This is a genomic window from Ignavigranum ruoffiae (genome assembly GCF_023195815.2).
GTDB classification, from domain to species: Bacteria; Bacillota; Bacilli; order Lactobacillales; family Aerococcaceae; genus Ignavigranum; species Ignavigranum ruoffiae.
In genome coordinates, this window is record NZ_CP096206.2 from 915,064 (window position 1) to 930,612 (window position 15,549).

General features: G+C 39.8%; 10 protein-coding genes. 7 read left to right on the forward strand and 3 right to left on the reverse strand.

Annotated elements, in window-relative coordinates:
- Positions 1–3 precede the first annotated feature (3 nt).
- Positions 4–3,540 carry a PD-(D/E)XK nuclease family protein gene (locus tag M0R79_RS04415; RefSeq protein WP_248416224.1) on the forward strand — a complete coding sequence of 1,179 codons (3,537 nt, stop codon included), beginning with the start codon at positions 4–6 and terminating at the stop codon, positions 3,538–3,540.
- The gene (gene addA / locus M0R79_RS04420) at positions 3,533–7,396 is read left to right on the forward strand and encodes a helicase-exonuclease AddAB subunit AddA (protein WP_248416222.1); all 3,864 of its coding nucleotides are present in this window, start codon (positions 3,533–3,535) and stop codon (positions 7,394–7,396) included. Before M0R79_RS04415 ends, addA begins: the two co-directional genes overlap by 8 nt.
- Positions 7,397–7,497: 101 nt before the next feature.
- Here the strand turns inward: addA and M0R79_RS04425 are convergent, their stop codons facing one another.
- Positions 7,498–8,754: a putative glycoside hydrolase gene (locus tag M0R79_RS04425; protein WP_248416220.1), complete on the reverse strand. Its 1,257-nt coding sequence runs from the start codon at positions 8,752–8,754 to the stop codon at positions 7,498–7,500.
- A gap of 142 nt (positions 8,755–8,896) precedes the next feature.
- Positions 8,897–9,532 (reverse strand): YkyA family protein, encoded by a 636-nt coding sequence (locus tag M0R79_RS04430; RefSeq protein ID WP_248416218.1) that lies wholly within the window; start codon positions 9,530–9,532, stop codon positions 8,897–8,899.
- 117 nt (positions 9,533–9,649) lie between these two features.
- Here M0R79_RS04430 and lspA point away from each other — a divergent pair, with 117 nt between their 5' ends.
- From lspA to glpK, 4 genes are all read left to right on the forward strand, one after another.
- Positions 9,650–10,102 carry a signal peptidase II gene (lspA, locus tag M0R79_RS04435; protein WP_248416216.1) on the forward strand — a complete coding sequence of 151 codons (453 nt, stop codon included), beginning with the start codon at positions 9,650–9,652 and terminating at the stop codon, positions 10,100–10,102.
- Positions 10,102–11,043, forward strand: a complete 942-nt coding sequence (locus M0R79_RS04440) for an RluA family pseudouridine synthase (RefSeq protein WP_248416215.1) — start codon at positions 10,102–10,104, stop codon at positions 11,041–11,043. Before lspA ends, M0R79_RS04440 begins: the two co-directional genes overlap by 1 nt.
- Before the next feature lie 37 nt (positions 11,044–11,080).
- Positions 11,081–11,773 carry a DUF2786 domain-containing protein gene (locus M0R79_RS04445; protein WP_248416213.1) on the forward strand — a complete coding sequence of 231 codons (693 nt, stop codon included), beginning with the start codon at positions 11,081–11,083 and terminating at the stop codon, positions 11,771–11,773.
- 164 nt (positions 11,774–11,937) lie between these two features.
- A complete protein-coding gene (gene glpK, locus M0R79_RS04450; protein ID WP_248416211.1) occupies positions 11,938–13,449 on the forward strand; it encodes a glycerol kinase GlpK in 1,512 nt (503 codons plus the stop codon).
- On the opposite strand, the gene M0R79_RS04455 is transcribed toward glpK, so the two are convergent.
- Positions 13,438–13,920, reverse strand: coding sequence for a ComE operon protein 2 (locus tag M0R79_RS04455; RefSeq protein ID WP_248416209.1), 483 nt, complete (start codon positions 13,918–13,920; stop codon positions 13,438–13,440). The two genes, glpK and M0R79_RS04455, sit on opposite strands and share 12 nt — an antisense overlap.
- A gap of 124 nt (positions 13,921–14,044) precedes the next feature.
- Here M0R79_RS04455 and M0R79_RS04460 point away from each other — a divergent pair, with 124 nt between their 5' ends.
- Positions 14,045–15,544 (forward strand): pyruvate kinase, encoded by a 1,500-nt coding sequence (locus M0R79_RS04460; RefSeq protein ID WP_248416207.1) that lies wholly within the window; start codon positions 14,045–14,047, stop codon positions 15,542–15,544.
- Positions 15,545–15,549: the final 5 nt, after the last annotated feature.

Consider the following 15,549-nt stretch of genomic DNA (forward strand, 5'->3'; position numbering starts at 1 on the left):
CTTATGGCATTTCAATTTATTACTGGAAGTTTTTTGGTAGATAAACCAGTTGCAATCATACATAAATTAGTTGAACTGAAGAAACAACAACCAGAGGCCAAGATTTTTTATCTGGTGCCGGACCATATTAAGTTTGATATGGAAGAGCGCATGTTGAAAGAACTGCGCCAGCTTCAAGGACGATCAAGTGCGGCGATGACGGATATCCAAGTGGCCAGTTTTAAACGTTTGGCTTGGTTTCTCTTGCCCAAGAGTTTCGATCAGAAACCCCAACTTTCTCAAATCGGCAACGCCATGCTGATTCAAGCCATACTCCTTCAAGAGAAAGATCATCTCAGAGTATATCGCGGTCAAATCTACCATCAAGGATTTATTGATAAACTGCTGAAACTCTTTGAAGAATTGTATGAAGCAAATATCCACCCTGATGATTTACAAGGAATCGTAGAGCAGATGACAGATCCTAGCTGGCAGCAAAACCCAAATGAGAATCAACGCTTGGCAGAACTGGCTTACCTTTATGCAATTTATCGCCAAAAAATTAACGATCAATCTTTAGATAATTATCAGGATTTTGAAAGGTTGCAAGCTTATCTTGATCAAGAAGATTTCAGTAGAAATTATTATGCGATTATCGATCATTTTCAAGCTTTTAATGCCCAAGAAATCGCCTTAATTCGTGCTTTAGCGCGGAATTTTAACCATGTTTATTTGAGTCTACCCCTTAGCCATCATCAGGCAAACCAGGCATCTTACCAACCGGTGTATCAACTCACTCGAGAGACTTATCAGCAAATCAAACGCATTCTCCTTCAAGAAGATATAGAAATCAAAGCCGATTGGGAGATTTCACAGCCAATCAAAGTTTATCGGCCAGAAATTATTCAAACTAGTCAAATGACCTTAAATGTGCTAAATCAAAATCAATCTTTAAGTCGCCAAGATACCGCAAACTATCAAGAAATTTGGTCGTGCGATTCGATTCAAACTGAATTACGCCACTTAGCCAATCAAATCAATTACCTGGTTAAAGTAAAGAAGTATCGCTATCAAGATATTATTATCAAAACGCGGCACTTAGATGATTATCAACATATTATCGAGCCTTATTTTAATGAGAATCAGATTCCGATCTTCTTTGACCATCAACAAACTATGCAAGGGCACAGTCTGGTTTCCTTAATCGAATCCATTTTTCAACTGGTGTTAGGCTATTGGCAAATTGATGATATTATTAATATATTAAAATCGGATTTGGTGCAGCTAGAAGGTGCCCTTGACCGACAAGAATTTTTCCATCAAGTAAATCTTTTTGAGAATATTTTGTTAGCTAATGGCTTTCAAGGTTATCGTTTCTTTGATCCTAATTTTATCTGGCATTTTAGTCAGGAAGACCAAATCTATGTCAATCATCATGGCCAAGCAGAGCCACGACAGCTCAAAGAGATTATATTACCTATTCGTCAAAGAATGATTCAAATTTTCACCAATCGGTATTTAGCTTGGCAAGATTCGATGACAGGTCAAGAGGCGAGTCAGTGGTTATACCAATTACTGATTAAATTAGGCGTTCGGGAACGTTTAATCTTGAAAAGAGATCAAGCCATTGAAGTTGGAAATATTGAAGATTCCCGTCATGATGAACAGGTCTGGCAGGTTTTAATCACTATGTTGGATGAATTCCACCAGATATTTAAGGACCAAGCTGTTGACTTCGCTAGTTTTAAAAACCTTCTATTATCAGGCTTTAAACAAGCAAGTTTTCATATTATTCCGCCGACCATCGATCAAGTGGTCTTTACCAGTATTGAGAGTCCTCAAGCTAAAGATTTCAAAATCGCCTTTATCATTGGGATGGACGAATTAGCGCTCCCGAGTCATCCTAAGACAGATTCGCTGATTAATGCGGACCAACGTGAACAAATTAATGGCTTGACGCTCCATCATCAATTTCTAAGAGATCCTGCGCGCTTGAATTATCGGCAAGACTTATGGCTAGCTTATCAGAATCTTCTGAGTGGGCAAGACTATCTCTATATTTCTTATCATCAAGGGGATAGTAAACAAGACTTGCAATTAAGTCCTTATTATCGGCCATTGGTCTTAAGCCAACGGATGAAGCTATTTAGTTTTAATGCTTTTCAACCTTTGTCTCAAACAGGAGAACATCCTTCCTTGCTCGGCCAAGCCAATATCATGATTGGTCCTATGCTTTTTGATCTGGGTCAATTTATTCAAGCTCGGCTTGATGCCGGCCAGGTACTCAATCAAAATTTACTGACGCTTTATCGGCATTTGAATCCAAGCCAGCAGGCGAGTTTCATCGATGCGATTAGTCAATTGCTCAGTTTCTCCAACTTGCCTCAAGCCATTGAAGCCAAGACGGCCCTGGCTCTATATGGTCAGAATTTAATCAGTTCAGTTTCTAAGATTGAAACATTTTTTCAGGATCCTTTTGCCCATTTTATTGTGTATGGTTTACGTTTGAGAGAACGAGCAGAGTATCAAATTACGCCGATTCAAGCGGGGGATTACTTCCATGAATTCTTAGATCGTTTTGTCAAAGCTATCCAGACGTTAGGCTTAGAATTGGGCAAATTAAGTCCAGATCAGCTTAGAAATATCTTCCAACACATAAGTCAAGTCTTGGATGAAGATGTACGCTTTAATATTTTTGCGAGTCAAGCCCGCCATCGGTTTATCCAGCGTATGATTCAACGTCAAATTGAGAAGAGTTTGCAGTCTTTTACCAATCAATTTAGCCAGATTCACTTACAACCCATGCTATCAGAGGCTGTCTTTGGTTTGGGACCGGATTATAATCTAAAGCCGGTTGAATTTCAGTTGCCTTCAGGCGGTCGGTTAAGACTAACCGGTAAAATAGATCGGATTGATTGGCAAGCAGAAGATAAATTACTGCAGATTATTGATTATAAGACAGGGAATAAATCCTTTAATTTGGCGGATTTCTATTACGGTTTAGATTTACAAATTATGACCTATCTGTATGTTGCCCAACAAACATTTCCTGATTTACAACCAATTGGCGCTTTCTATCAGCCTCTGATGCAGCAATACCTTAAAGGTGATTCAGCGGATCTGTTAAGTGCTCAACAAACTAATTTCCAAATAAATCGTTTGGCAGGACTCGTAACGATTGGGCCAGACCAACTTCAAAAGATTGACCAAGGACTCATGGAACAAGGACAAAGTCAATATTACCCAGCAAAAATTACAAAAAGCGGAACCTATCACAAGAAAGCTTCACAATATATCGAAGCTCAAGACTTGAAGCTCATCTATCAACATCTGGAGAAGTTATTTGTCCAAGCTGGTCAGCAAATCCAATCGGGCAATATTGCTTTGCGTCCATTCTATGAAGATCCCTATAGTTTATCTTTACAGAAAGGTTACCGCGTTTTAACGGGGTTTGATCCGACGATTCATTTCTCAGCCTACCGTCATCAAGCCATAAATAAAGAGCAGGTTATCCAGCAAATTATCTTGGACAGCCAAGAAAGTGAGGAACGTCATGACTGAAATTCCAATCCAACCCGCTAACTCAAAATATAATCCTGAACAATGGCAAGCCATTCATCAACAAGAAGGAAATATCTTAGTTTCGGCTTCTGCCGGATCCGGAAAGACAACCGTTCTCGTTGAGCGGATTATGCAGCATATTCTTAATCAACGGGCCCGGGTCGATGAGTTATTGGTGGTGACTTTTACCGAGATGGCAGCTCGAGAGATGAAAGAGCGTATCGAGTCTCAACTCAAAAATCAGGTTAATCAACAAAGCAATCCTGAATTACAACAACGTTTTATTCAAGAAATAAATAAATTGGCCGTGGCCAATATTCAAACCCTTCACAGTTTCTGTTTAGAGGTTATCAGTCAGTATTTCTATTTGAATGACTTGGATCCTGGGTTTGATTTGTTAACCGATGAAAGTCAAAAAGCCCTAATCTATCAGCAAGTTTGGCAACAGCTCTGTCAAGAAATTGAAGCAGGAAGGGCAGGCATTGATTCGACAAATTTTGAGAATTTACTATATTGCTATTCTTCTGTGAAATCTGATCAAGGCTTATTTGATTTAGTGATTGAAATTTATCAGTTCGCCATGGCCCACCCTGAACCCCAGGTCTGGCTCCGTCAATTGCCCCGGATTCACCGAGATTTTGCTTATTTCGAAGAGTCTGATCTTTTCCAAAATAGTTTGGCGCGACAGATCACTGGAAGCATAAATACAGTTCTAAAACTGAATCAAGAGGCAATCGATGCGAGTCAGCGATTAAGTCAAGAACATGCGCCCAAATATCTGGCTGCTTTAACTGAGGACCAAGCCCACATCATTGAATTAAAAGATGTCTTTCAGGAACAACCTTTAAGCGACTTCATGACCTTGCTGGATAGTTTCTCTTTCAGCAATTGGCCTAGAAATTCAAAGAAATATGAAGATTATGAACACATTGAAGCCTTAAAAGCTCAACGCGATCAATATAAAAAAATACTAGAGCGAAATGTTCAATCCCTATTTGATTTAAGCTATGAGACCTATGCGGAAGTCGAGCAACGATTAGCTTATGATTTAACCCAGTTAAGTCAACTTATTCAAGACTTCTACCGCTTGTTGCAAAGCTATAAGCAAGACCATCAACTGATGGACTATAACGATCTCGAACATTATAGCCTGGATATCCTCGCTCCTTATCAAGAAGATAAGGGTCGACGAGTGGAGAGCGTGGCTTGCCAATATTACCGGCAGAAATTTAAGGAAGTCTTGGTCGATGAATATCAAGATATCAATGAGACGCAAGCGACCATATTATCTTTCTTATCACAAGCCGATCAAGCCGCTTCACCTGGGAATCAATTCCTGGTCGGCGATGTTAAACAATCGATTTATGGTTTTCGGATGGCTGAACCAACCTTATTCTTAAATAAATATCAGCAATTTGCTCAAGATCCTGACAACCATTTAATCCATTTAGATCGTAACTATCGTTCACGCCACGAGGTCCTTCAATTTATCAACTTTATCTTTGAACGGTTGATGGGTCAAGAATTTGGCCAAATGAATTATGGCCAACAAGAGTCTCTCAAGACTGGCAACCACAGTTTCGTCCCTCAAGCCCCCGACGCGCAATTTAACGTAGAATTCTTATTATATGAAAGTCAGGCAGAAGAAAGGGAAGATGATGAAGAGGGCTTCGATCAATCGATTGAAGCCGAGTGTCATATCTTGGCCCAGAAGATTAAAGATTTAGTCGATTCGTCATTTCAAATATACGATAAAGATTTAGAAACTCTAAGACCGATTGAATATCGGGATATTGTTATTCTATCAGCTACGCGTTCACCTTTTCTCAAGGTTCAAGAAGTCTTCAAACAATACCAAATCCCACTCTATAGTCAGAAAATTGAATCCTATTTCCAGCGACATGAAATTCAAATTGTCTTAGCCTTATTAAAGATTATCGATAACCCGCGTCAAGACATTCCCTTGGTCGCCGTGCTTCGATCATTTTTTGCTGGCTTTAGCGATGAAGAATTGGCCCAGATTCGGATTCCGCATAAAGAAGGAGACTACTATCAAGCATTGATCCAGTTTCAGACTTCCCAAAGTCAGTGGGATCCAGAAAAGGTCAGCCAACTTCAGCTGAAAATTCATCGTTTCTTAAAACAATTACATAAGTGGCAGGACCTCGCTCAAAATGTTTCCTTAGTTGAGCTCATTTGGCAAATCTATTTAGATAGTAATTTCCTGAATTATGTGGCTGCTTTAGACCATTCTGAACAACGTTTGGCGAATCTCCACGGATTTTATCAACATGCCAAAGAATTTGAACAACGGTCTTATTTAGGACTGAAAGGATTTATCAATTATATTAACCAGATGATCGAAAGTGACCATGATATCGCCGAGCCACTCATCTTGGAAGCTGATCAGAATTTCGTACGCATCATGACGGTTCATGCTTCCAAAGGACTTGAATTTCCGGTGTTATTCCTCTTAAATACCGGCAAAGGCTTTAATCTACAGGATCTAAGAGGGAAATACATTAGCTCTAAAGAGTATGGGGTGTCGTCCTATTATTTCGATGACCAACAGTTGTTGAAATTTGATAGTTTAACCCGTAAAGCGCTGGCTATCTTAGCTGAAGGCGATCTCAAAGCTGAAGAAATGCGAAAAATATATGTTGCTTTGACCCGTTGTGAACAGAAACTCTATATTATTGGGAGTGTTAAAAATCAAGAACAATGGCAGGCAAATTATCAAAGGAGTCAGCAACTTCATAGTGGAGGCTTGTTAGTTAATCAGTTCTTGCGTCAGACTAGTCGCTCTTGGCTAGAATGGTTAAATTATGCCATCGCAATTCCTAGGCAAGATTCATCGACGGCTGACTTTCAACAAAGTCAAATTGAAGTTCATTTCTATCAAGATGGAATGATTACCAGCGCAGCCGAACAGGAATCAGTCGATCATCAACAAAGACTGCGTCAAGATAGGGTCATTGACTTCTTAAGACAAGATTTACCGCCTCAGGGGGAATCGAATTCATGGGAGACCCTCTGGCAGATTGACTATCCTTATCCGTTGGCCTCACGAACTTCGAGCTATCAATCGGTATCTGAACTGAAACGATTCTTTGAAGAACCTAATAATGATAAGTTGGATACATATTCTGATCGCCGACCTTCCTCGATACAACAGCTTAAACAAGCACCCGCTGAAGACAAAGGGATTCAAGGGATTCGTTACACAGAGGATAGTTTCGCTCAACCTCAGTTTATGGGCCAAGCTGGAGAATTGGCGGCCACAGAAGTCGGTAGCCTTACTCATTTATTCTTACAACATTTACCTTTATCTGCTTTTGCCAATCAGGATCGTGAGAATTATGCCAGTATCTTATCAACTTGTAGTCAGTCTTTAGTTCGTCAAGGTTTATTTAACAACAAACACCTGAAACAGATCAATATCGATGCAATCCTGTGGTTCTTGCAAACTGAATTAGGTCAAGAGTTCATTACTCAGGCAGATCATGTTCGTCGTGAGCAGGCCTTCTCGTATCTCATACCAGCAAAGCAAGTCTTTGCTTCTCAGGAACATGAATTCGACTTAAGCCAGTTGCAAGAAGACGACCTATTGATTCATGGGGTAATCGATGCTTACTACCCTCAAGATCATTCACTTATATTAATAGACTACAAAACCGATAGCTATCATTCACAAAGTTCTCGAACGAAGCAAGAGCAATTAGAGCAGATTTATCAGAAATATAAATTTCAGATGCAAATTTATAGTCAAGCACTCAAAGAAATTTATGGCCACAAGGAAGTCAAAGCGAATTTAATCCTCTTAGATTTTAAAGAAATCGTTACGATTTTATTTTAATTCTAAGGATTCTTTGCTGGTTAAAGCGAAACAAAAAATAAACATCCCTCAAATTCATTGTGAATAGGGGGATGTTTTATTGTGTATACTATTTTATATATTTATTGGACTTGTGAATTGCTATCCTCAACCGGTTGGATGTCTGGAGAATAGTCGACGCCTTCTGTATATTCTCCCAAAGCATTCCATAAGAGATATTCGTGAATACCATGTTCATAGAGCGCGTTAATCTGAACCTGAACTTCATTGGCTCCATATTCTAAGTAGGTTCCTGGCGGTCCAGGTAGGGTGAAGTCTTGCAACCAAGGCCGTGTTCGCACCTTGTTTTCGACATTGGCTAATAATTGTGTTTCATGATCCATGTAGGCAGAGACAATTTCATAAGGATAGAGATCGGGGTAAGTATAGCCGAAGAAGGCTTCGCCCCAGTGAGAAGGATAAATCATCGAACTCATCACGTCAACTCGTTCCGCCATTTGGGCGAAACTTTGACCAATTCCACGCACATCGGCTGCATCTCCAGCAATCGCAGTATAACCGAAGACGTCCGCTGATACATCTACACCGTAAGGCATGAGTTGTTCACTGGCTTGAGCGAGGAAGTCGTTAATCGCCGCAACCCGCTCCGTTCCTTCTTTCTCAGGGTCATCTGATATGAAATAAGAATAACCACCAATATCGTAATCTAAGCTAGAGCCAAAGACATCAAAGCCTTCCGGAAAACGAACATAGTCAAACTGAATATCCTTAAAGCCTAATTTGGCAGCTTCAATGGCGATCCCAATATTGTAATTCCAAACATCAGGGAGAAAGGGGTTGGTAAATTGAGCCCCATTACCATCCTGCCAGATGCCTCCGGTACTTGGATCATGGAAAGAATATTCTGGATGGGCATCAGAAAGCAAATAGTCTTTAAAGGTAACAATCCGAGCTATCGGATAAATCTTATGTTCTTCTAGACGTTTCATGATTGGTTTCATATCTACGAAGCCCATTACGTTTTCTTGAATCATTGGATTATCAGATTCAAGGACGGGAACGATATTGCCATAGTCATCTTTGAAATCAATGACCAAGGAATTTAATTCTGTTTGATCTAAATAATTAATCAAATAGTCTAAATATTCGGGATTCGCCAGATTATCAGCGGTCACATAGAGCCCCTTCACCCCATCTTCAGGATAGGGAATATTAATGTCTGAATCATAGAATAAAACTTGGGGTAATTTATCGGGTTGAGATAACATGGCTTCTTTGGGAATGGTTAACCCCTCATAGCGGTTGGTGTCGCCTTGGGTAATTTTATTATTAAACTCAACCAAGGTTGCTTCATCATATTTGGCTTTAACTTCGGGCATAGGTATGTTTTTCTCCAAAGTGCTTGTTTTATTTTGACAAGCAGTTAAAAACAAGAAAAAAAACATTAGGCAAAGTAACTTTGCCCAAATTTTTAGAAATTTAATATTCATCATAGACTCCTTTATTAGTATGGCTAAATCCTTACTTCTTCAAATTGGTTAGATACACTTTAAAGTCAATTAATTTAGCATTAATGGGTTCGAAATAACCCAAGACCTTTTCTAAGTTGATTTGATTGGTTTTATTAAGAATATTAACATTATCAAAAACTTTAAAGAAAGTAGTGTAATCATTATTAGGATTAGCCACCGCTTGGTAGGTCTGTTTCTCAGGTTGGAGACTATCCTGATAATCTTTGAGATAGACTTTTAAGTTGGCAGTGAGTGGTTCAAGTTCAGCCACAATGGCATCGACCTGAGCTTTGATTTGTTCATCCTTGTTGGGTTCTTGGTTATTAATTTCTTCAATGAGCTTATCCAATTCAGTGATGAGGTCAGCCAAATTGTTAAGATGTTCTGATCGTTGATTAACATTCTGGAGAATGACTGAATCCTCAGCGCGGAAAGCCGATAAATCTTCAGAAGCCTTTAGCGTTGTTTCGAAGTCATCTTGGACATGGCTTTCTAATAACTGAATTTCAGTTAATTCATTGACAATTTTGGTAATGTTCTCTTGAACAAGTGTAAAAGTTCGATCAATTCGACTGATAGAACTATCGCAAGCTGTTAACGCCAGGATTAAACAAGGAATTAACAAAAGCTGAATATATTTCTTCATGGGATCTCCTTTGTAATCTTGTCTACAAAGATTTTTATTTTGTTGCAATTAGTATATAATAATAACATTATGAGTTCAAATTTTAATCAAAAAATGGGTGAATAAAGGGGATTTTCGATGATTTTTTCGCTGTTTTGGATTGTTTTTATCGTTTTTTGTGACCAAATCTTCAAATTTTGGCTTATTTCGACGCTAGACCTTTATCAGAGTGCTCCCTTGATTCCGGGCTTGATCCAATTAACCTATGTCCAGAATAAGGGGGCGGCTTGGAGTTTATTGACCGGTAAAGTAAACCTTTTGATGATTATTGCGGTCTTAGCGATAGCTTATTTCAGTTGGCAATTGTACCAAGCGCGCCAAGCTTCGAAAGGCCTGCGCTTGATTTATGCTTTAATTATTGCCGGAGCACTTGGCAATTTAATTGATCGGTTTGTCTATGGTTATGTCATCGATATGTTCGATCTCATGTTTATCCAGTTCCCAATCTTTAATCTAGCTGATATGGCTATCTGTATCGGCATGGTTCTCTTATTTGGACATTTATACTTACATGAAGAGGGGGGTCAATAATGGATTGTCAAGATATTTATTTAAAAGGACAAAAAGGGCGCTTGGATAAAGTTTTAGCCGAGCTGATTCCGGGCCAAAGTCGCTCAAGTATCCAAAAATTAATTCAACAAGAATATATACAAGTTAATGGTCAAGTTGTCCCTAATAAATACTTATTGGCCGGTAATGAGCATATTCGGTATTCAATTCCAGAGGAAGAAGCCTTAGAATTAGTGGCCGAAGATCTTCCTTTAGATATTCGTTATGAAGATCAAGATTTATTGGTGGTAAATAAAGCTCGAGGGATGGTCGTTCATCCTGCAAAAGGGCATGACCGAGGGACTCTGGTCAATGGCTTACTCTATTATTTACAAGGGAATATTTCCTTAAAGCAAGGGTCAAGTATTCGTCCCGGCATCGTTCACCGAATTGATAAGGATACTTCAGGGTTATTGATCATTGCTAAAAATAATCAGGTTCACCGACTACTGGCTGATCAATTACAGGCTCACCAAATTCAACGGACTTATCATGCCATTGTCTATGGTCAAGTTCAGCCGCTACAAGCGACCATCGATATTCCCCTTAAGCGCGATAAAGTCCAGCGTTTACGTTATACGGCAGACAAAACCGGCAAGCGGGCCATTACCCATTACAAAGTCTTAAAGACTTTCTCAGAATATAGTCTAGTCCAATGTCAATTGGAAACTGGGCGGACTCATCAAATCCGTGTTCATATGGAGTATATTCACCATCCCTTGCTGGGGGATCCCATTTATCAGCGTGATTTAAATCCCCAACACTTTCCAATCAGGGATCTTCAAGACGGTCAATACTTACATGCCAAATCACTTCGTTTCCGTCATCCCCTGACCGACAAAGTTATTGAGATTGATACCGAATATCCAGAATATTTCCAAACGATGCTGAATCAAATTACTGAAATTAACCGTGAATTATGATAAAATAAAGCTTAATGTTAAGAAATGAGGTTATAGTGTGTCAGAGAATGATAAAATCTTAGCCAAAATTCAAAATCTACTGACCCTGGCTCAAGATGGTGGCGATGATGAGGAAAGTCAAACGGCTTTAACCATGGCCCAAAAATTAATGTTGAAATATAAAATTTCAAAAAATGAACTCAAAGGCCAAGGTCAAGATAAGATTATTATTAAATCTCTTTCCGTATATAAACGCATCTATTGGTGGGAGAAAGTCTTAGTGCGGATTATTGCCGATAATTTTCGGGTGATGTTCTATATTCAGTCTTCTCGACTGCCTCATCAAAAATCGGTCCAAAGAAAATTGGTCTTTATGGGGTACCCCGAAGATGTAGAACTCGCCTATGAAGTGTTTCATCTTGCTGCGGATACAATGAAGCATTATGCCAGCCAACATTTAAAGGGGAATGAAGATGATGCTTCGGCTTCCGCCATCCGAAAATCATACTATCAAGGCTTTATGGATGGACTGGAGAATAAATTTAACCAACAAAAAGATGAAATGATTCAAGAAAATCAAAAATATGCCCTCATTATCAAAACACCGAATGAAGTGGTAGAGAAATTTAATCAGGAAATTAATGGATCACTTTCTTTCCGGCATCCTCGTTTCTCTAAGAATGATCAGGCTTATCAAGATGGATATAGCCGAGGGACGAAGTTAGAGATTCATAAAGGTTATTTAGAGTAATTTTTGAATCTGGTTTCGTCATTTTTGTTTTATTCATATCTATGTTGAAGTTTATATCTTTCTAATGTTTGCTAGGCAAGGATCAAGAGAGAAAGATATAAACTTTATTTTTTCAAAATTTTTAAACGTTTTCATAAATATTAGCTGTTGAATAGGAGGCCATTATGGAGCAATATATTCTAACTTTGGATCAAGGGACCACCAGTAGTCGAGCCTTAATTATCAACCATCAAGGGCAAGTTATGGGAATGGGGCAGGTTGAATTTCCCCAATATTTCCCTCAAGAAGGCTGGGTGGAGCACGATGCTGAAGAAATCTGGCAATCCATCCAAGCGGTGATTGCTGAAGCCTTCATCCATTCTTCGATTCTTCCCCAACAAATCGCGGCCATTGGTATAACCAATCAGCGGGAAACAACAGTCGTTTGGAATCGGCAAACCGGCAAGCCTGTCTATCCGGCGATTGTTTGGCAATCACGCCAGACAGCCAAGCTCTGCCAGCAATATATTGATCAAGGCTATCAGCCGATGATTCAAGCAAAGACCGGATTAATTATGGATGCCTACTTCTCAGCCACCAAAATACGCTGGATTCTAGACCATATTCAAGATGGACAACAGCGGGCAGAAGCTGGCGAATTATGTTTTGGAACGATAGATAGTTGGTTATTGTGGAAATTGACTGCTGGCCAAGTTCACGCCACAGATTATACCAATGCGAGCCGTACTTTATTATTTAATATTGAGACTGGCCAATGGGATCCAGATTTACTCGATCTTTTTGGCATTCCTGCTGTGATGTTACCTGAAGTCCGTTCTAATTCCGAGATTTATGGTTACACTGATTCTTTTCAATTTTTCGGCCAACCGGTGCCAATCACTGCCATGATTGGTGATCAACAAGCAGCCTTATTCGGTCAATTGGCTTTCGAACCAGGAATGATTAAAGCGACTTATGGCACGGGAGCGTTTATTATGATGAATATGGGACAGAAAGCGAAGATCTCCCAGAATCAATTGCTAACTACCATCGCTTATGCGCTCGATGATCAAATATATTATGCCATGGAAGGGTCTATATTTACGGCTGGATCAGCAATTCAATGGTTAAGAGATCAGCTGAATTTGTTCGAACAGGCTAAAGAAAGTCAAGCCATGGCCGAAGCCGCGCAAAAAGAAGAAGCAATCTATCTAGTTCCAGCCTTTACCGGATTGGCTGCTCCATATTGGGATTCCCAGGTTCGCGGAGCAATCTTTGGCTTAAACAGAGCCAGTAACAAAAATGACTTGGTCAAAGCAACTTTGCAGTCAATTGCTTACCAAGTCAAAGATATTGTCGATTTGATGCAAGAAGAGAGTCAGCTTGATATTCCTGTATTAAAAGTCGATGGCGGGGCTTGTTTGAATGATTATCTGATGCAATTCCAAGCCGATTTATTAGATATAGAAATTCAACGGGTCCATAATCTGGAAACCACAGCCCTGGGTGCAGCGTATTTGGCGGGGTTAGCGGTTGGTTTCTGGCAAAATCTTGATCAATTAAAAGACCTAATCGATCCGGGAAAAACTTTTCAAAGTCAAATGCCTAGAGCGAAAGCCCAGCAATTATATCAAGGGTGGCAGAAAGCAGTCAGGGCAGCCCAATTATTCGCTAACTCATCAGACTCACTTTCTTGAGGCTAAGGGTAGACTTTCCTCTAAATCGGTAAAAAAATTAGCGGGGAAATCAATTTGGTTAATCTCAATGCCAGCCTGTTTGAATAAATGAAGGGCATATGGATGATTGGCATAATCATGCAGATAATAGACCTGTTTCAAACCGGCCTGAATAATGGCTTTACTACAATTTAAGCAGGGGAAATGAGTGACATAGATACTGGCACCCTCGGTCTGAGCACCGAAACGGGCACATTGAAGAATTGCATTCATCTCCGCATGAATGGTTCGGATACAATGGCCATCTTCTAGTAGACATCCCTGATCAATACAGTGCGTTTCACCATGGACTGAGCCATTGTATCCGCCAGCAATAATCCGCTTATCGCGTACAATGGTTGCTCCCACACGCAAACGTTCACAGGTTGACCGACTAGATAGAATTAAAGATTGAGACATAAAGTACTGATTCCAGGGGATACGTTGCAACATACTGATAACCTCACTTTCTTCTTTATTATTATAACTTAGTTTTTGGCGATCCTGAAGAATATTTAGGAGCACGTCCAAGTTTTTTCTGATATGATAGACTCATAATAAAGGGTAGAGGGTGATCATGATGAAGGATATCCAACAAGAATATCAACAATTAAAAAAACTTTATCACGATGTCTTAGATGAAAGTCAATCGGCCTATCAAGAATGGGAAGCTAAGATTGAACGGCCAGAATTTAAAGAGAGTGCTCAGAATTTGTTGGCTTACTTAGCTCTACGACGACGCGATATACGTTCTATTCAGGAACAATTAATGAGTTATGGTCTATCAAGTTTGGGTCGATTAGAGGCTAAAACGTTAGCGACCTTGGAAGCAACGCTAGCTTCTTTTGAAGCTATACATCAGCTTCCCCAAACCTATCATCATCCAGATCGGCAAGAATTTCTCCATGAGTATTATCGCTTAATCAAGAACACTCGGGCTTGTTATGGTCCCAAACCAGACCATCATCATACCCGTATTATGGTTACCTTACCGGCTGAAGCTGCGGAAGATATTGATTTATTGCAGAAGCTAGTCGATGAAGGGATGAATGTAGCTCGCATTAATTGTGCTCACGACAATGCTGAAGTCTGGCAAGGAATGATTGACAATATTCAGCAAGTAGCTAAAGCAAACGAACTATCAATTCCAATTCTGATGGATATTGCCGGTCCTAAAATCAGGACAGAATGGGTATTCACCCCCTATAAAAATCCCAAAGTCAGTCGTGGCGACCAAATTTGTATCACCCGGAATTTCAAAGACCTACCTCTAGATATTGAAGAAGCGGTCAAAGTGGTGGCTGGTTGTTCATTGCCCGGAATTTACCAATCTTTAAAGATCAATGATCCCGTCTTAATTGATGATGGCAGTATTGAAGGACGAGTGGTTGCCCAGACTGACCAATCATTTACCCTCCGTGTTGAGAAAGTCAAAGGTGGAAAGACCCGATTAAAAGCAGAAAAAGGGTTAAATTTCCCCAATTCAAATTTCGAAATTGGCATTCTAGATGATAAGGATCGGGCGGATTTGCGTTTTGCCCTTGATCATGCTGATATTATCGGTATTTCCTTTGTTAGAACGGCAAAAGATATAAAAGAAGTACAAGCCTTTATTGAAGAAAATCGAACTTCATCTGCAGATCAAGTCCACCTGATGGCCAAAATCGAAACCGTCCAAGCCTTTGAAAATTTAGGTGAAATTATCATGACAGCCGCTAGTAAAAATCCATTTAGTGTCATGATTGCCCGCGGAGATTTAGCGGTGGAAAGTGGCTATGTCCGCTTAGCCGAGCTGCAGGAAGAAATTCTTTGGATTTGTGAAGCAGCTTCAATCCCTGTTGTCTGGGGGACTGAAGTCCTTGGCTCCTTGATTAGTAATGGCGTTCCAACTCGATCTGAAATCACCGATGCGGCTCGAAGCGCTCATGCTGAAGTCGTTATGTTAAACAAGGGAGAACATATTGTTGAAGCCGTCGCTCTGATTAATCAAATTCTAAGTAAGATGGAAGACCATTCTTATAAGAAGACACCGAAATTAAGACAATTGGATGTTGCTCGCATGATGTTACCTCATTGATCATC